Source organism: Enterobacter sp. BWH52 (assembly GCF_001037565.1).
In the GTDB taxonomy this organism is placed as follows: domain Bacteria; phylum Pseudomonadota; class Gammaproteobacteria; order Enterobacterales; family Enterobacteriaceae; genus Enterobacter; species Enterobacter hormaechei_C.
On record NZ_KQ089854.1, the window covers coordinates 2,888,409 to 2,906,537 of the forward strand.

At 55.4% G+C, this 18,129-nt stretch carries 13 protein-coding genes and 2 tRNA genes; 6 read left to right on the forward strand and 9 right to left on the reverse strand.

What is annotated here, in order from left to right; genetic code table 11:
- Window positions 1-5: 5 nt before the first annotated feature.
- Together SK47_RS13745 and SK47_RS13750 are read right to left on the reverse strand one after the other, a co-directional pair.
- A complete protein-coding gene (locus SK47_RS13745; protein ID WP_048244510.1) occupies window positions 6-2,699 on the reverse strand; it encodes a cation-transporting P-type ATPase in 2,694 nt (897 codons plus the stop codon).
- Window positions 2,700-2,746: 47 nt separating this feature from the next.
- Window positions 2,747-3,178, reverse strand: coding sequence for a universal stress protein (locus tag SK47_RS13750; RefSeq protein WP_003859525.1), 432 nt, complete (start codon window positions 3,176-3,178; stop codon window positions 2,747-2,749).
- A 472-nt stretch (window positions 3,179-3,650) separates the two neighbouring features.
- Here SK47_RS13750 and SK47_RS13755 point away from each other — a divergent pair, with 472 nt between their 5' ends.
- From SK47_RS13755 to SK47_RS13765, 3 genes are read left to right on the forward strand one after another with little or no spacing between them, the layout of a single operon-like run.
- Entirely contained in the window at window positions 3,651-4,736 is a 1,086-nt protein-coding gene (locus SK47_RS13755) for an efflux RND transporter periplasmic adaptor subunit (RefSeq protein ID WP_023314437.1), read from the forward strand.
- Window positions 4,736-7,798: an efflux RND transporter permease subunit gene (locus SK47_RS13760; RefSeq protein WP_048244512.1), complete on the forward strand. Its 3,063-nt coding sequence runs from the start codon at window positions 4,736-4,738 to the stop codon at window positions 7,796-7,798. Before SK47_RS13755 ends, SK47_RS13760 begins: the two co-directional genes overlap by 1 nt.
- Window positions 7,795-8,760, forward strand: a complete 966-nt coding sequence (locus SK47_RS13765) for an acyltransferase (protein WP_047653421.1) — start codon at window positions 7,795-7,797, stop codon at window positions 8,758-8,760. Before SK47_RS13760 ends, SK47_RS13765 begins: the two co-directional genes overlap by 4 nt.
- Here the strand turns inward: SK47_RS13765 and pagP are convergent.
- Entirely contained in the window at window positions 8,757-9,332 is a 576-nt protein-coding gene (gene pagP / locus SK47_RS13770; protein ID WP_032609626.1) for a lipid IV(A) palmitoyltransferase PagP, read from the reverse strand. The genes SK47_RS13765 and pagP overlap by 4 nt on opposite strands.
- A gap of 256 nt (window positions 9,333-9,588) precedes the next feature.
- Between pagP and shiA the strand changes: the two genes are divergently transcribed.
- Window positions 9,589-10,905 (forward strand): shikimate transporter, encoded by a 1,317-nt coding sequence (shiA, locus tag SK47_RS13775; protein WP_048244513.1) that lies wholly within the window; start codon window positions 9,589-9,591, stop codon window positions 10,903-10,905.
- Window positions 10,906-10,981: 76 nt separating this feature from the next.
- Window positions 10,982-12,436, forward strand: coding sequence for an AMP nucleosidase (locus SK47_RS13780; RefSeq protein ID WP_023324933.1), 1,455 nt, complete (start codon window positions 10,982-10,984; stop codon window positions 12,434-12,436).
- 135 nt (window positions 12,437-12,571) lie between these two features.
- Here SK47_RS13780 and SK47_RS13785 read toward each other — a convergent pair.
- Window positions 12,572-12,647, reverse strand: a tRNA-Asn gene (locus SK47_RS13785).
- Window positions 12,648-12,750: 103 nt separating this feature from the next.
- Window positions 12,751-14,169 (reverse strand): multidrug efflux MATE transporter EmmdR, encoded by a 1,419-nt coding sequence (gene emmdR / locus SK47_RS13790; protein WP_023324934.1) that lies wholly within the window; start codon window positions 14,167-14,169, stop codon window positions 12,751-12,753.
- A gap of 226 nt (window positions 14,170-14,395) precedes the next feature.
- Between emmdR and SK47_RS13795 the strand changes: the two genes are divergently transcribed.
- Window positions 14,396-14,471, forward strand: a tRNA-Asn gene (locus tag SK47_RS13795).
- Window positions 14,472-14,618: 147 nt separating this feature from the next.
- Here the strand turns inward: SK47_RS13795 and SK47_RS13800 are convergent.
- From SK47_RS13800 to dacD, 4 genes are all read right to left on the reverse strand, one after another.
- A complete protein-coding gene (locus tag SK47_RS13800; RefSeq protein ID WP_000450410.1) occupies window positions 14,619-14,954 on the reverse strand; it encodes a DUF496 family protein in 336 nt (111 codons plus the stop codon).
- A 147-nt stretch (window positions 14,955-15,101) separates the two neighbouring features.
- Window positions 15,102-16,160 (reverse strand): FUSC family protein, encoded by a 1,059-nt coding sequence (locus tag SK47_RS13805; protein ID WP_003859506.1) that lies wholly within the window; start codon window positions 16,158-16,160, stop codon window positions 15,102-15,104.
- A 91-nt stretch (window positions 16,161-16,251) separates the two neighbouring features.
- Window positions 16,252-16,725 (reverse strand): DNA gyrase inhibitor SbmC, encoded by a 474-nt coding sequence (gene sbmC, locus SK47_RS13810; protein WP_023314443.1) that lies wholly within the window; start codon window positions 16,723-16,725, stop codon window positions 16,252-16,254.
- A gap of 118 nt (window positions 16,726-16,843) precedes the next feature.
- Entirely contained in the window at window positions 16,844-18,016 is a 1,173-nt protein-coding gene (dacD, locus tag SK47_RS13815; RefSeq protein ID WP_156172561.1) for a serine-type D-Ala-D-Ala carboxypeptidase DacD, read from the reverse strand.
- Window positions 18,017-18,129: the final 113 nt, after the last annotated feature.

Consider the following 18,129-nt stretch of genomic DNA (forward strand, 5'->3'; position numbering starts at 1 on the left):
TTCAGTCATCTTTTCGTCGTGCGCCATCTCCGGGTAAGGACTTTTTCTGCTTCAACAATCATGAACATCGCAAACCCAATCAGGAAGGTAATGATCCAGTAGCGGAACGGTAGCGCTTCGGTACCGAACAGCATTTGCATGAACGGCGCATAGATGATCAGAAGCTGAAGGGCCAGAAGTACGCCGCTCACGATCCATATCCCCTTATTAGCCAGCAGACCTTTACTCAGGGAGAAACCGTCGGTGACGCGGCAGTTGAGCATGTAAAACCACTGGGCGGTGACCAGCGTTTGCAGCAACACGGTGCGGATGAACTCCGGCGAGTAACCGCGTGGTTGCAGCCAGGCCTCCAGCACAAAGGCGCTGATGGCAATCATCAGTCCGACAAACACCACTCGCCAGATGGCATATCCGTCCATCACATGCAGGTTAGACTTACGCGGCGGCCGGTTCATGATGTCCTTCTCACCCGCTTCAAACGCCAGGCCAAACGACAGCGTTGCCGAGGTTGCCATGTTCATCCACAGGATCAGTACCGGTGTTAACGGGATCAGGTTCCCCGCCAGCAGGGCAATAATGATCAGCAGGGCCTGGGCGATGTTGCTCGGGATAACGAACAAAATGGTCTTTTTCAGGTTGTCGTAGACCCGACGCCCTTCATGGACCGCCCGGGCAATGGTGGCAAAGTTATCATCCGTTAACACCATATCGGCGGCTTCTTTGGTGACTTCAGTACCTTTGATCCCCATCGCGATGCCGACATCCGCCCGCTTCAGCGCAGGCGCATCGTTCACCCCGTCCCCGGTCATTCCGACCACTTCCTGCTTACTTTGCAGCGCCTGCACCAGGCGGAATTTATCTTCCGGGCTGGTTCGGGCAAAGATATCGTATTTTTGCGCCGCCTCGCTCAGCTGGTGGTCGTCCATCGCCTCCAGCTCGCGCCCGGTAATGGCGCTCGCCGCGTTGCCAATACCCAGCATCTGTCCAATGCTCATCGCCGTTTGTGGATGATCCCCGGTAATCATTTTCACGCGAATGCCCGCCTGCAAGCAGTCGGCAATGGCCGAAATGGCTTCCGGGCGCGGGGGATCCATCATGCCCGCAATGCCGAGCAGTATGACCCCCTCTTGCAGATCCGCATGTGTCAGCTCGCGCTGCCCGCTGGCGGCCGGTTTCCAGGCCGCAGCCACCATGCGCAATCCCTCGCGCGCATACTCTTCAATCTTCTCTTCCCAATAGTGCAGGTTGAACGGCTCCAGCCCGTTTTGGGTCTGCTGGTGCTGGCAAAGACGGAAAAGGACGTCCGGCGCACCGGTGATTAACATCACCTCTTCGTCGCCCAGGCGATAAAGGGTGGACATGTATTTATATTGCGAATCGAATGGGATTTTACTGCGCAATTCGGCGTCAATTGTCGGAAGCGGGATTTTGGCCGCCAGCACCTTCAGCGCGCCTTCGGTTGGCCCGCCGGTGATTTTCCACAGCCTTTGCTCATCTTTGATCAGCTGGCTGTCATTACAGAGATCGACGGTGCGCAGATAGCGCTCAAGCACAGACCCCTGGGTCACGGTGACCGGTGTTGGATCGTCAACAGGGTGAATAGCGCCCACCGGTTCGTAACTGTCTCCCTCGACGCGGTAGGTGGTGTCCGCGGTAATCACCGCTTTTACCGTCATCTCATTCATGGTCAGGGTGCCGGTTTTATCCGAGCAGATAACCGTCATCGCCCCCAGCGTTTCCACGGTAGGCAGCTTGCGAATAATCGCCTTGCGACGCGCCATCGCCTGCACGCCCAGCGAGAGGATGATCGAGATAATGGCCGGTAATCCTTCCGGCACCGCCGCCACCGCAAGGCTAATCAGCGACAGCACCAGCTCTGAAACGGGCATATCGCGGAAGATGAGGCTGAAAACGAACAGCGCCAGCATCATCACCAGAATGGTGATAAAAATGGTCTTTCCGAGCTTATCCATTTGCACCATCAACGGGGTACGGTGTTTTTCAATGTCTGACATCATCTGGTTGATATGGCCGAGTTCGGTCTCCCCACCGGTTGCCACCACCAGCCCTTTTCCCCCGCCGGAGCTGACGGTGGTGCCCGAATACAGCAGATTGTAACGGTCACCTAACGGGAGTTCGCCGCTGAGCACATCGCTGCTTTTCTCCACTACCGTGGATTCGCCGGTGAGAATAGCTTCTTCCACCCGCAGGTTGTGCGCCTCTATCACGCGAAGATCGGCAGGAATGCGATCCCCGGCGCGTATCACGACGATATCTCCGGGCACCAGCGCTGTCGTCGGGATAGTTTCATGGTTGCCCTGCCGGATGACCACAGCCTCGCTGGAGAGCATATTACGAATGCTTTGTAGCGACTTCTCCGCATTGCTCTCCTGAATATGGCCAATCAGGGCGTTAATGATAGCCACCCCAAGAATGACAAACATATCCACCCAGTGTCCCATTATCAGCTTCAGCAGCGCCGCCGCCAGAAGGACGTAAATAAGGACATCGTTGAAATGGGCCAGAAAGCGCAGCCAGCCAGGTTTACCCGGTTTTTGCGGTAAGGCGTTTTCGCCGTATTTTTCCAGCCTGGCGGTGGCTTCTGTACTGCTAAGTCCGTCGAGGCTGGATTGGATATTTGTCAGGGTTTCATCAACGGTCTGTTGATAATACGGGCGGTGAGGCTTTTCTGTTTTCATCGTTCCTTCCTCGGGTTCTTTTCAGAAATCACCTTGCTTTCATGTCATTAACGAATAACGAAAACAGGAACATGCGCATAACGAACGATACTCGCCGCCTCTGACCCTAATAAATGGGTTTGAATATTGGGATTACGCGATCCCACAATAATCGCACCGACGTTAAGTTCATCCGCCAGTTTGATTACCTCATCACGTATATTCCCGCTGCGAACATGCAGATGGACATTTGCTTCCGGCAGGTTGATTTTTTTTACCAGCGCAGCCAGTTTTTCTTTAGCATTATTAATCATATATTCATCCATCTTTCTCGCGTCTGCAATAAAACCGCGGGTCAGTTCCGCCGAGAACTTTGGCATAACGTACAGCAGATGGACATTACCCGATGCGCTTTGCGCCAGGAATTGGGCATGCTGTAGCGCTTTATCAGACAACGCTGTTTCGTATACATCCACCGGCACCAGAATCGTTTTATACATATCAAGCATCCTTTTTATAACCAACACAACAGTGAGTGAATCAGGAGAGATCGCATCAACCCCATGGGTACAGGCGTGAATGCCTTTTACGGAAAAAAGGAATGGATGCTATTAAACGTAGCACAGGAATATCAGGATGTTATTCAAAGGGGATACGCTATCGTAACGCTTGTATAGCCTGAGTATGTCACGCCACTAATAATGGTTATTTAACATTTATTTATTCACCGACTATGCTCATAGTCAGGCATGCAATACGTTCATTCTCTTTATCCCGCGCCACCTTCAACCTCATGGAGGAATGCATGTACGGTTTAAGCCTGATTCGCCTTGGTTTGTTTATTGCGCTCGCCATTATCGCCAGCACAGCAATCGGTTTATTTACCTATGTGGTCGTCTCGGCCCTGGCAGAATAGCGCCACCCCAGCATTGATGACGAAATAAATAAAACAATTATTATCAGGGGAATACTGTGAAGCGCTACCTCTCTCTTCTGCCTGCTGTTTTATTGCTGCTGACGGCGTGCGATCCGAAATCCGACCGCGCCGCGCCCCTGCCGAAAATGGTAAAAGTCGCAGAGGTGGTGAAGGCTGGCAACGCGCAGCAGCGCGTCTTTCCCGCCCGTATCGAATCCGGCGACGCCACGGATCTTGCGTTCAAACGTGCCGGGCAGATTGAGACCCTGGACATTCGCCAGGGTGCCGTTGTCAAACAGGGGCAACGGCTCGCCAGTCTTAACGATCGCGAAGCCCGGCAGCGTCTGAACGACAGGCAAACGGCGGCGACCCTGGCTCAGCGGCAATTCGACCGCTTCCAGACCCTGGCAGGACGCCAGGCCGTGTCGAAGGCCGAGATGGATGTCCAGCGCGCAAACCGCGATTCTGCAAACGCCGCGCTTCAGATTGCACGCGAAGAATTGAGTCAGATGACGCTCGTCGCCCCCTTTAGCGGGACAGCGGCCAGCGTACATGTGCGAAACCATCAGGTCGTCTCAGCCGGCCAGCCCGTCGTCACATTGACCCGTACCGATCTGCTGGACGTGGTGTTCAGCCTTCCAGAGAACCTGTTTAACACCTTCGATATTCGCAATGCGCAATACAAACCGGTAGTGAGGATCAACGCCCTGCCCGGTCGCGAGTTTACCGCTGTGTACAAAGAGCACTCAGGCAGTAGCGACAGCAACACTTTGACCTGGCAGGTAATTTTAACCATGCCCCGCCCGGATGATTTTCCCGTCGTGGGCGGCGTCAGCGGAACGGTCACCATCAATTTAACCAACCTACCGGCGGGCGTGGGCAGTGAGGCGCTGGTGGTGCCGGTTGAAGCGGTCTTTAACCCGGATAACCGCCCGCGCAATGAGCCACACGTCTGGGTGGTGACGGGCGAAGGCGATACGTTGCACCTTGAAGATCGTAAGGTCAGCGTGGGGCAAGTCAGCGCTGAGGGGGTCATCATCGTCGGTGGGCTTAAGGCGGGTGAACGCGTGGTGGCCGCAGGCGTTGGGGAGTTACATCCCAACCAGCCGGTACGTATCTGGACGCGTGAACGGGGACTATAATGGATATCTCTCGTCAGTTTATCAGCAACCCGGTTCGCGTCTGGCTGACGATTTTGCTGCTGGGCGTAGGTGGCATTATTGCCCTGTTGAACATCGGCAGACTGGAAGATCCGGCGTTTACCATCAAAACGGCGGTGGTGATCACCCATTATCCGGGCGCGTCGGCGCAGCAGGTTGAGGAAGAGGTCACCCTGCCGCTGGAAAACGCGCTTCAGCAATTACCTTACCTGGATAACGTCAGCTCCATCTCCTCCAGCGGCCTGTCGCAGATTACGGTCAATATAGCCTCGCGCTACCACTCAAATGCGCTGCCGCAAATCTGGGATGAACTGCGTCGCCGGGTGGGTGATGCCGCCCGACAGTTTCCACCCGGCGTAGTGACCCCGTTTGTGAATGACGATTTTGGCGATGTGTTCGGCTTTTTCTTTGCCATTTCCGGCGATGAATTCAGCAATCCGGAACTGGTCCGGTATGCCGAGCAGCTGCGCCGGGAGTTGGTCCTCGTGCCAGGCGTGGGCAAAGTGGCCATCGGCGGAGCCCTCACCCAGCAGATTAACGTGGATATTTCTCTGAGCAAAATGGCCGCGCGCGGGATAACGCTGAACCAGCTTTCTGCCCAGCTCAGCAGGCTGAACGTGGTCTCCAGCGCGGGAGAGATCCCCTCCGGTACCGAGTCAATTCGTCTGCATCCTACCGGTGAATTCGAAAGTATTGACGAGCTGGCCGATCTCATCGTGACCCCGCCGGGCGTTGGGGCTGCTACCCGCTTACGGGATATTGCCACCCTGTCACGCGGGCTGGATGCCTCCCCTGCCAGCATCTACCATGCCAACGGCAAAGAAGCCGTCACCATGGGCGTCTCCTTTATCCCCGGCGTTAACGTGATCGACGTGGGAGATGCCCTGGAGGCGAAGCTTGAGCAGATGTCAGCCGAGAAACCGGCAGGTATCCACATCGACCTGTTTTACGATCAGGCGGCGGAGGTCGGGCATTCCGTCAACGGATTTATCATTAATTTCGTGATGGCGCTGGCGATTGTCGTCGGTGTGTTGCTGATCTTTATGGGCTTACGCAGCGGGATCATTATCGCCTTTTCCCTCGCGCTTAATGTGCTGGGTACGCTGCTGATCATGTATCTCTGGGGTATTGAACTACAGCGCATTTCACTGGGCGCGCTGATCATCGCCCTCAGCATGCTGGTTGACAATGCCATTGTTATTGTCGAAGGGGTACTGATAGCCCGGCAGCAGGGCTCGTCCCTGATGAACGCCATTAGCAACATTATTCGCCGTTCTGCGCTGCCGCTGCTGGGTGCGACGGTGATCGCCATCCTGGCCTTTGCGCCCGTAGGGCTGTCGCAGGACTCTACCGGCGAATACTGTAAGTCGCTGTTTCAGGTTCTGCTGATTTCGCTCATGCTGAGCTGGTTCTCTGCCCTCACCATTACACCGGTGCTGATCAAATGGTGGCTGTTTAAACGGGACGCTGCGCCGCCAGAGGCTGACGAAACGGATCCCTATGACAAACGCATCTATCGGATCTATCAGGCGGTGCTCAACGCGCTGTTACGGCGTAAAGCGCCAACGCTGGTGGTGATGGCCGCACTGCTGGCAGCCGCCATCTGGGGCTTTGGCTCGGTGCGGCAGAACTTCTTCCCCTCCTCCAGCACGCCGATTTTCTTTGTCGACCTCTGGCTCCCTTACGGTACCGACATTAAATGGACCGAGAAGATGACCAGTGATATCGAGAAAACCATTAACGGCCAGCCTGGCGTGGAAACCACGGTCTCGACGATTGGTCAGGGAAGTATGCGATTTATTTTGACCTACAGCGGACAGCGGCAGTACAGCAACTATGCGCAAATCATGGTGAGAATGGACGACCAGCGTAACATCCCCGCCCTGACCCGCCACGTTGATGAGTACATCGCCCGGAACTATCCGCAGGTTAACGCCAGCACGAAGCGGGTGATGTTTGGCCCCTCCGGCGACAGCGCTATTGAAGTGCGTATTAAAGGCCCCGATCCCGACAGGCTGCGTCTGATCGCCAGCCAGGTAGACAACATTCTTACGCGCGATCCGGCGACGGACAGCGTCAGGAACGACTGGCAAAACCGCAGCAAAGTGATCCGCCCGCAGTACGTCACCGCGCTCGGACGTGAGCTTGGCGTGGATAAGCAGGACGTCGATAACGCACTGGAGATGAATTTCTCCGGCAGCCGGGCAGGCCTGTACAGAGAAGGAAGCGATCTGTTACCCGTGGTGGTGCGCCCGCCGGAAAGCGAGCGGCTGGACGCCAACCACCTGAACAACGTCCTGGTCTGGAGCCAGACCCGGCAGCAGTATATTCCGCTGAGCAACGTCGTCAGCGGCTTCGCGCTGGAGTGGGAAGATCCGCTGATCCTGCGTCGCGACCGCTCGCGCGTGCTGACCGTGCAGACCGACCCTGACCCGCTAAGCCAGCAAACGTCCGGCGATATTCTCGCCCGCGTGAAGCCGCAAATAGATGCCCTGCCTCTGCCTCACGGCTACAGCATTGAGTGGGGCGGGGACGCGGAGAATTCCAGCGAAGCGCAGCAGGGGCTATTTACCACGCTGCCGATCGGGTATCTGGTGATGTTTGTGATCACGGTGCTGATGTTCAGTTCGGTGAAAAACGCCGTCGCTATCTGGCTGACCGTGCCGCTGGCGCTGATCGGCGTGACGCCGGGGTTTTTAATTACCGGCATCCCCTTTGGCTTTATGGCGTTGATTGGCCTGCTGAGCCTGAGCGGGATGCTGATCCGCAACGGCATTGTGCTGGTGGAAGAGATAGAGCAGCAGAAAGCGCAGCAGGATCAGCACAGTGCGATCGTTTACGCCGCCACGTCGCGCCTGCGTCCCATCCTCCTCACCGCCTTTACGACCGTACTCGGCCTCGCCCCCCTGCTGCTGGATGTGTTCTTCCAGAGCATGGCCGTTGTGATTATGTTTGGGCTTGGGTTTGCTACAATCCTGACGCTGCTGGTACTCCCCGTAATTTACGCGTGTTTCCATCGTAAGGACAAAGCTGAACAACAATGAATGCGACAGGGCTGAATATCATCAAGACGCTGGGCTGTATGACGGCGGTTACCTTTTTCACCATCTACAACACCTGGGATCATTACGATTATGACTATCACTGGATCCTCGGTTTTTTAACCTTCATTTCGACCATCGCCACGCCGTTATTTTTTGTGGTTGCAGGGTATCTGGACGGGCAATCCCGACACGGCACGCGCTGGCAACTGGATAAGATCAAACGCCTGGTGATCGTCTTTCTGTTCTGGGTAACGATTTACTACCTGTGGGAACCCTATCAGCGCGGATATCTGATCCAGCCCTGGTTCGTGTTCGCGTTTATCGTGATTTACACGTTTCACCCGGTGGTGGAGCGGCTCAGCCAGCGACGAATGCTCTTTTGCGGGGTGATTGCCGCCCTGCTGCTTTTCTCTTACGGGTACGATTTGCTGTCGGCCCTCTATCCTGATGCCCACGTCCTTTCATTGTCGCCGCAGTATCGCCTGTGGACGTGGCTGCTGTTTTATCTGACAGGCCAGCTCTTTTGCGATCCGCAGATCGCGGCGTGGATCGGCCGCAAAAACGTGGTCAGGGCCGCGGTGATTGCGATACCGTTTATCTATCTCTTCACATGGTTTTACGAACGGCACTTCTTTTTTGCGCTATTTAAAGCAGACAGAAACGCCTTTATCCTCACCGGATCGCAAATTTACATTCTGATTATTGCCCTGGTGATTGCGGCAAATGGCGTGCGGTTTCGCCGCAATGCGGAGTTTAAAGAGTCCGTGCTGGCCGCCATTAGCAAAACGATGACCGGGGTCTATATCATGCACTACTCGGTGTTTCACCTGCTGACCGCGCTCATTCCGGTGACGTCCCTGAGCACCAAACTTGCTCTGATTGTGCTTACGTTTGTTACGTCGGTCCTGTTTTCGCTGCTGATCCTGTCCAACACAGTGGCCAAAAAAGTGATCACCCTCTAAAAGCCCAGGCGCAGCCAGGCAAACAGCACGTTGCCGTTGTTGTAGGTCCCGGGAATATAGGTGAACTGGACGGTGACGCGCTTATATCCGGCTGAGAAAAGCGGGAAGATAAACGGCAGCGGGACATAGTTGGCAAAGTCGTCGCGCGCGGTGATCCCCGCGGCGGCCCCCAGCCCCAGACGGAAATCTTTTGCGTTATCCAGATACCACCCCTTCTCCCAGCCGTAACCCATCGCGGGCTGCCACTCGTTGTGGGAATCTTTAAACATCATGGCAAACAGCGCGCTCCAGTTGCCCTCGTCGTTGTAGCGAGACACGCCCAGCCCCCCGCCCCACGGCATTTCGTTGTAATTATCCGTTTTCTCTTTGTCATACATGAAGCGTGCATGCCAGCTCAAAAACGGAAGGTAGAGATCGTAACGATCCGGCTGTTCCCAGGTTTGCGCAATATCGTCCGTTACTGCATCCCACCAGCGATGAATACGCTGTTCGCCATAGACTTTCTGCTCCGCATGCAGCGGAGATACGACTAAAAACAGGACTACCCACAGTGCAGGAAAGAGGCGTTGCATCGTTATTCCCTCAGCTTACGTCACACAGCGATCATTATTACTGTAAACCATTCAGCCCTAACCGGAGCCAAACAGGCTGATTTATGTTGTCGCCCGATAAGATGAAATTTATTTATTCTGCGCTTTCAGGAAAGATAAAAACGTTTTCTCAGGCCGCGTGTCGCGGTAGTCTCATACGTTCCGCCAATATGACGGCCGTGATGTGAGTGACCTTTTCTTATACCAATAATTAAAAATCAGTACAGACAGGACAACTATGGACTCCACCCTTATCTCCGCTCGCCGCAACGAGGAGACACCTTCGCTTAACCGCGCCCGCCGCGCCGCTTTAGGTAGCTTCGCAGGCGCCGTCGTCGACTGGTATGACTTTCTGCTCTACGGTATTACCGCTGCGCTGGTCTTTAACCGTGAATTCTTTCCCCAGATCAGCCCCGCCATGGGTACGCTTGCTGCGTTTGCCACCTTCGGCGTCGGTTTTCTGTTTCGTCCGCTGGGCGGGATAATTTTCGGCCACATCGGCGATCGCCTTGGCCGTAAACGTATGCTGATGCTCACCGTGTGGATGATGGGTATTGCCACCGCGCTAATCGGTATTTTGCCCTCCTTTGCATCGATTGGCTGGTGGGCCCCGGTGTTGCTGGTGACGCTGCGCGCCATTCAGGGCTTTGCCGTTGGCGGCGAATGGGGCGGCGCAGCATTGCTGTCCGTGGAAAGCGCGCCGAAGAACAAGAAAGCGTTCTACAGCAGCGGCGTGCAGGTAGGTTATGGCGTGGGTCTGCTGCTCTCCACGGGTCTGGTGTCGCTAATAAGCCAGCTCACGACAGACGAGCAGTTCCTGAGCTGGGGCTGGCGTATTCCGTTTATCTTCAGCATTGTGCTGGTCGTGGTGGCCCTGTGGATCCGTAACGGCATGGAAGAGTCGGCTGAGTTTGAGCGGCAGCAGCGCGAAAAACCGGTCGCCAAAAAACGGCTGCCGGTAATGGAAGCGCTGGTGCAGCACCCTGGCGCTTTTCTGAAAATTATCGCCCTGCGCCTGTGCGAACTGCTGACGATGTATATCGTCACCGCCTTTGCCCTCAACTATTCCACGCAAAACCTCGGCCTGCCGCGGGAATTGTTCCTGAATATTGGCCTGGTGGTGGGCGGGATCAGCTGCCTGACCATCCCCTGCTTCGCCTGGCTGGCGGATCGCTTTGGCCGTCGACGGGTGTATATCACGGGCGCGCTCATCGGCACACTTAGCGCCTGGCCGTTCTTTATGGCGCTGGAGGCACAGTCGGTCTTCTGGATTGTCTTCTTCGCGATCATGCTTGCGAACATCGCTCACGACATGGTGGTCTGCGTGCAGCAGCCAATGTTCACCGAGCTGTTTGGCGCAAGCTACCGCTACAGCGGCGCGGGCGTGGGATATCAGGTGGCGAGCGTGGTCGGCGGCGGGTTTACGCCGTTTATCGCCGCCGCGCTGGTGACGTTCTCCGGCGGTAACTGGCATAGCGTGGCGATTTATCTGCTGGCGGGTTGCCTGCTTTCTGCTGCCACCGCCCTGTTGATGAAGGAAACCGCGCACAGCTGATCTCCTCACTTTTGTTTCACAGGCGTGTGACATACTATCGGGTATAGCCGCACACCTGTGGAACAAGGAGACAGACATGAATAATAAGGGCTCCAGCCTGACCCCGGCTCAGGCGCTGGAAAAACTCGACGCGCTGTATGAACAGTCCGTCAATGCACTGCGCAGCGCCATCAGTGACTATATCGAAACAGGGAAACTTCCCGATGAAAAGGCCAGAACCCAGGGCCTTTTTGTTTATCCATCGCTCTCTGTCACCTGGGACGGTAGCGCCAGCAGCAATCCGAAAACCCGCGCCTATGCGCGTTTCACCCACTCCGGCTGTTACAGCACAACCATCACGCGACCTGCGCTGTTCCGCCCCTACCTGGAAGAGCAGCTTACCCTGCTGTATCAGGATTACGGCGCGCATATCAGCGTTGAGCCGTCCCTGCACGAGATCCCTTACCCGTACGTGATAGACGGCTCAGCGCTGACGCTGGATCGCTCCATGAGCGCAGGGCTGACCCGTCATTTCCCGACCACTGAACTGTCGCAGATTGGCGATGAGACGGCGGACGGGATCTATCACCCGGCAGAGTTTTCACCCCTGTCGCACTTTGATGCCCGCCGTGTCGATTTCTCGCTGGCACGCCTGCGCCACTACACCGGCACGCCAGCCGAACATTTCCAGCCGTTCGTGCTGTTTACCAACTACACCCGCTATGTAGACGAATTTGTTCGCTGGGGCTGTAGCCAGATCCTCGATCCGGACAGTCCTTACGTCGCCCTCTCCTGCGCGGGCGGGATCTGGATCACCGCCGAAACCGAAGCACCGGAAGAGGCCATCTCCGACCTGGCGTGGAAAAAGCACCAGATGCCCGCCTGGCACCTGATCACCGCCGACGGTCAGGGCATTACGCTGATTAACATCGGCGTTGGCCCGTCGAATGCGAAAACCATCTGCGACCATCTGGCGGTACTGCGCCCGGACGTCTGGCTGATGATCGGCCACTGCGGCGGCCTGCGTGAAAGCCAGCTGATTGGCGATTACGTCCTCGCCCACGCTTATCTGCGTGACGACCATGTTCTTGACGCGGTTCTGCCGCCGGATATTCCTATCCCGAGTATCGCGGAAGTGCAGCGCGCTCTGTACGACGCCACCAAAGAGGTGAGCGGCATGCCGGGTGAAGAGGTGAAACAGCGCCTGCGTACCGGTACGGTCGTTACCACCGACGATCGTAACTGGGAGCTGCGCTATTCCGCCTCCGCCCTGCGTTTCAATCTCAGCCGTGCGGTCGCAATCGATATGGAAAGCGCCACCATTGCCGCGCAGGGCTACCGCTTCCGCGTCCCTTACGGCACGCTGCTGTGCGTGTCCGATAAACCGCTGCACGGCGAGATCAAACTGCCGGGCCAGGCGAACCGTTTTTACGAAGGGGCGATCTCAGAGCACCTTCAGATTGGTATTCGCGCCATCGATTTACTGCGTGCAGAGGGCGACAAACTGCATTCCCGCAAGCTGCGCACCTTCAATGAGCCACCGTTCCGCTGATAACAAGGACACATCACGCACACCACTCACCCGGCCTGGGATTTCGTAGGTCGGGTAAGGCGAAGCCGCCACCCGACAATTTTACCGAACGCAGAAAAGCAAAAAGCCTGCTTTAAAAGCAGGCTTTTTTAAATTTGGCTCCTCTGACTGGACTCGAACCAGTGACATACGGATTAACAGTCCGCCGTTCTACCGACTGAACTACAGAGGAATCGTGTGAACGGGGCGCATATTATCGATGCGCCCTGAGGATGTCAAAGGGTGAATGCAGATTTTCAATCGTTTGCCGATTTATTCTCCACTTCGCACATTTGTCAGGCACTTGCCGTTTCCGAAACCTCCTGCTCCGGTTTTTTTCGCGGATATTTCCACAGCCAGCGCCCGCTCACCATGCGCCAGTAGAACAGCGCGCCGCGCACGGCCCAGTCAAGGAACATCCCCAGCCAGACGCCGACAACGCCCATACCTAACATTACCCCCAGCGTGTAGCCCGCCACGACGCGACAGCCCCACATGCCGAGCATGGAGACCCACATCGCAAACCGGGCATCGCGCGCCCCTTTCAGCCCGGCAGGAAGTACCCAGGACGCGGCCCAGATTGGCATAAACGCCGCGTTGAGCCAAATGAGCACCTTCACGACCTCTTTCACGTCATTTTCATGCGTATAGAACGAGGCCATCAGCCCGGCAAAAGGCGCAGTTCCCCACGCAATCGCCGTCAGTCCAATGGTTGAAAGCCAGAAGACATGCCGAAGCTGCCGTTCCGCCTGCCCTATCTGCCCCTTTCCGAGACGTCTGCCGGTGATGATCGTCGACGCCGACCCCAGCGCGTTTCCCGGCAGGTTAATGAGTGAGGCAATGGAGAAGGCAATAAAGTTGCCGGCGATGACGTCTGTTCCCATCCCGGCAACAAACATCTGCGTCAGCAGTTTCCCGCCGTTAAACAACACGGATTCGATGCTGGCCGGAATCCCGATCCCCATCACTTCCCAGATAATGGCGAAGTTAAGCGGACGGAAATAACTTTTCAGCGTCAGGCGCAGCGATGGCGTAATTCCCGCCATCAGTACGCCGATTATCGCCGCCGCACCAATATAGCGGGAAATGGTCAGTCCTAAACCCGCGCCGACAAAGCCCAGCCCCTCCCAGGAAAAGACGCCATAAATCAAAACGCTGCTGATAATGATGTTCAGGATGTTCATGCCGCCGTTGATCAGCAGCGGGATTTTGGTATTCCCTGCTCCACGAAGCGCACCGCTACCAATCAGCGCGATGGCAGCCGCCGGATAACTCAGCACCGTCATTTCCAGGTAGGTGAGAGCCAGATCCTTCACCTCACTGGTCGCTTCTCCCGCGACAAAGTCGATAATTTCTTTGCCGTAATAATGGATAACCGCCGCAAGGATGATCGAAAAGAGGGTCATGATCATCAGCGACTGTCTGGCCGCTTCGCGGGCACGCTTCGGATCGAGCTTACCCAGGCTAAACGCCACCACCACCGTCGTACCGAGATCGATAGCGGCAAAGAAGGACATCACCACCATATTGAAACTATCCGCCAGCCCTACCCCGGCCATAGCTTCTTTACCGAGCCAGCTCACCAGGAATGTGCTCAGCACGCCCATCAACAGGACGCAGGTATTCTCCAGGAAAATAGGCACAGCAAGGGGGGTGATTTCACGCCAGAAGAGAACTCGATAACTCTTACGTTTTGCATACCAGGGCGTGCGCATAATCGCCTGGCGTAGGGGTGCGGTGACGTTCAAAATGGACCTTAGCGAGAAAGTTGAAACTCCATTTCAAATGATGGGGCAGAAATGCGTATCCTGCAAAGTATTTTCCATAAAATTATGTTTGGATTTACAACAAAATGACGACAGAATCATCAAACAAACGCTTTTGCCTGAGATCAGGTTTGACAAAAGTTTTTTCGCCGCTAAGATAAGCCTCCACAACGATTCCTCTGTAGTTCAGTCGGTAGAACGGCGGACTGTTAATCCGTATGTCACTGGTTCGAGTCCAGTCAGAGGAGCCAAATTTAAAAAGCCTGCTTTTAGAGCAGGCTTTTTGCTTTTTTGCGTTCGGTAAAATTTTCGGGTGGCGGCTTCGCCTTACCCGACCTACGTGATAACAGTCCTGTAGGCCCGGTAAGCGCAGCGCCACCGGGCAACAGAGTGTGCGATTACTCGCCTTTCGCGTCGACGTTTTTGATTTCGCCCATCACTTTCAGCTTCTTGGAGATGTCGCGACGCTCTTTGGACAGCTCAGCGTTTTTGATGATGTAGTCATCAACGCGATCTTCATAATCGCTCTTCATGCTGGCGATGATGCCCTGAATAGCTTCAACGCTCATACCTGGCTTGATGTAGTCGCTCAGGTTGTCCAGCAGCAGGACACGTTTCTGGTTGTCACGGATCTTCTTCTCTACGTCCTGGATTTCGCGCTGTAGCTTGTTTTTGCGGCGGAACAGGCGGACGAACTCCAGAACATCCTGGAACGAAGGCTTGGTAGTTTCCATTTTTACACCCCTGATAATGTGAGATTCGGATTCGTTAAAGCAACCGTTTTAACAGACAGCGGCTGCGAATGACAATGAGTATATCGTTTAAAACCATCATAACCCTAATTGTTGCTGAATCGAAGCAGCAGGCATCACATACGCTTTTTATTTGCGCAGAGCCCGGCAAATCAGCTGCGATAACAACTCCAGCTGCCGCGCCAGCTCCATACTCAGCCAGACATAACCATGGATGGGCGTTTCCGCCACATTGTCGCCCTGGCGCTCATTCATCAGCTGTTTGAGCTCGGCGACGATTTCGTTCAGCCGCTCGCTGTTCGCCCGTATCGGCTGCGGGTTACCTTCATAGAGCGCATGAGCGATGGTCAGCAGGGTTTGTTGCGTCATCTGCTGCGTCTCTTTCAGCGTATGCGCGTTGAGCATCAGAAGATGGCTGGGGCGTGAGGCCCAGTGGGCATTGATTTGCAGTTCAAGCATACAGACCAGATTACGGCTGACCGTCTGAATAGCTTCAAAGATGGCTTTCTGGATATGGGTTTCTTTGCTTGCTGGCGTAATTAACCCGCGCATTTTGACCACATCATTGAGGATTTTTTGCAGATGCTTTTCCAGCCGCGGACGCTCAATCAGATTCGGCGAAAACCCGGCCTGGTAGACCCGGTTAAATGCCGTGACGTAGTTTGCCATCTGAATGCGCCAGTGCAGGAAGGCGCGCTGCGGCCAGATGCCGGTAAACAGCATGGCGAGCAACGAGCCGAGGATCACGTCCCCGCTTCGCCACAATGCGGTGGTCATATCGCCCGCCGGTGCGCCGACCACAACCGCGAGCGTAATGCCAATCAGCAGCGCCTGATACGGTTTCTTGCCAAGGGCCAGCCATCCGCAAAGAAACATCGCCACCGCGCACCACAGCAACATGAACGGAAACGAGATCAGCTCCAGTTTCAGGGCGATAAGCCCAAGAGCTGAGCCTAAAACGGTACCGCCTATGCGTTCGAAAGCGCGAGGGACCACGTTCCCCCAGAATGAGATCGGCCCCATCACCACCACCAGCGTGATTAGCGGCCACGTCCCTTCCGGGATATCCAGCAAACGAACCAGTACGAAGGTCAACACAAACGCCAGCGCAATGCGGCAACCGTGCACCACGCGATAATGTTTGTATAACCGAATTTCAAAAGGGGTTAATGACTTGTCGGGGCGCACACCCGTCTCCAGCTCTACGGCAAACCACAATTGTACTGTGTTTTCAGCCGGGTGGATCGCGCCCGGCTGAAAAACCCTGCGTTTCGCAGGATTATCCCACTTTGTGCTCTACCGGTACAAACATCTCAATATCCCAGTAGCCGTCAGCATTGCCATCGTTCAGATAGCGTTCGAAGCAGGGTTTTGCTGCAATCTGGAATTTGCTGTCTTCCAGAAGGGAGTTGAAGAACTGATACCACGGCGTGGCGAAATCATGATTTTCGACGCGCGCGGCAGCAATAGCATACTCTCCGGCAGCAATTTCGGTCATCATCACCCCTTCGCTGTTTTCAGGAATAGTGAAATCGTCTACTACCGTTACGGCGGTAACGCAGCGGAGCTTTTCTGCCGGCACGTCATCCGGATTGTCATAATAAACGGCCACCCACTCCTGCGGCTGAATATGACGACCATCTACCCACATGACCAGCTGTTCAAACCCCTGCTTGACCGTCTTTTCCCACGGCCCCACGAGATGAAAGCCTGCAATCGTACGTTTCTGTTGCTGCCTGATGCTGTAGTCCATGCTGCCTCCGTTTATTACTGTATATATATACACTGTAAAGCAGAATCGAGATTATCGGCAAACCAGGAGTGTTTATTATGTGAGCAGACTCGCAACACTGCCAGTCTGCCCGAAAAGGTTAGAGTTTATGATGCAGATAATCGCCAAGACGGGAGAAAAGTCCACCCTTTTCAACGCTTTCCAGCGTAACCAATGGCCAGTGCGCGACCACCTTGTCACGATCGTACAGCTGGATCTCCCCTACCCGCTGATGCGCTGCGATCGGCGCTTCCAGCTCTTTTTTATCCATCACGTATTTCGCCTTGATGTTCGGCACTTCCGATTTGGGTAATGCCAGCCAGAAGTCCTGATCCGTGCCCAGCGCGATCTGCTCTTCATCGCCGTACCAGATGCGCTCGGTTCCCACTTTTTTACCGTTATGCAGGATCTGCACCGTATCAAAATTTTGCTGTCCCCAGTGCAGCAGCTTGCGCGCCTGATCTTCACGTCCTTTCGGGCTGTCTGCCCCCATCACCACCGCAATCAGTCGACGCTGACCGTCCACCGCGGAGGCAATCAGGTTAAAGCCCGCGCCCGAGGTGTGTCCCGTTTTCAGACCATCCACGTTCATGGTCTTATCCCACAGCAGGCCGTTGCGGTTCTGCTGGGTGATGCCGTTCCAGGTCAGGCTCTTCTCGCTGTACATGTGGTAGAACTCAGGCTCGCCGTGAATGATGGCCCGTGAAAGCACGGCAAGATCGTAAGCGGAGCTGTGCTGACCCGGTGCATCCAGCCCGTGTACGGTTTCGAAGTGGGTATCGCGCAGGTTCAGTTTTTCAACATAGTCATTCATCATCCTGACGAACTGCGGCTGACCGCCCGCCACGTGATCCGCCAGCGCCACGCAGGCATCATTGCCGGAATCAACAATCAGGCCGCGGCTGAGATCGCGCACGGAAACCCGATCGCCCTCCTTCAGAAACATCAGCGACGAACCGTCAAAGACCGGATTGCCTTTTGCCCAGGCGTCACGTCCGACCGTCACAATGTCATCGGGGCTGATGCGGTGGCTATCAATGGCGCGATCGACAACGTACCCCGTCATCAGTTTGGTCAGGCTCGCCGGATTGCGCTGCTGATGTTCGTTGCCCGCCGTTAAGATTTGACCCGTGGTGTAATCCATCAATACCCAGGAGCCAGCCTGGATGGCAGGCGGCTGAGGTGAAAAATCCAGCGGCTCGGCAGCCCGCGCGGATGAAATACTCGAAGCGAGTAAAGAAACAGCAATAAACAGACGGCGTTTCAACGGTATATCCTCAGGTCAGTAAAAATCGATGACCTTTTTACGGGAGTTCTGATGTCGTTACCTGCCTTAATTGCAAAAAAATGTGACAGCACGCAGATTTTTTCGGAACAAATCTCGCA

Coding starts and splice junctions, on each gene's coding strand:
- SK47_RS13800 (WP_000450410.1), bottom strand. CDS start 14,954: ATGGAAACTACCAAGCCTTCGTTCCAGGATGTTCTGGAGTTCGTCCGC.
- SK47_RS13760 (WP_048244512.1), top strand. CDS start 4,736: ATGGATATCTCTCGTCAGTTTATCAGCAACCCGGTTCGCGTCTGGCTG.
- shiA (WP_048244513.1), top strand. CDS start 9,589: ATGGACTCCACCCTTATCTCCGCTCGCCGCAACGAGGAGACACCTTCG.
- SK47_RS13745 (WP_048244510.1), bottom strand. CDS start 2,699: ATGAAAACAGAAAAGCCTCACCGCCCGTATTATCAACAGACCGTTGAT.
- pagP (WP_032609626.1), bottom strand. CDS start 9,332: ATGCAACGCCTCTTTCCTGCACTGTGGGTAGTCCTGTTTTTAGTCGTA.
- sbmC (WP_023314443.1), bottom strand. CDS start 16,725: ATGGACTACAGCATCAGGCAGCAACAGAAACGTACGATTGCAGGCTTT.
- emmdR (WP_023324934.1), bottom strand. CDS start 14,169: ATGCGCACGCCCTGGTATGCAAAACGTAAGAGTTATCGAGTTCTCTTC.
- SK47_RS13780 (WP_023324933.1), top strand. CDS start 10,982: ATGAATAATAAGGGCTCCAGCCTGACCCCGGCTCAGGCGCTGGAAAAA.
- SK47_RS13765 (WP_047653421.1), top strand. CDS start 7,795: ATGAATGCGACAGGGCTGAATATCATCAAGACGCTGGGCTGTATGACG.
- SK47_RS13750 (WP_003859525.1), bottom strand. CDS start 3,178: ATGTATAAAACGATTCTGGTGCCGGTGGATGTATACGAAACAGCGTTG.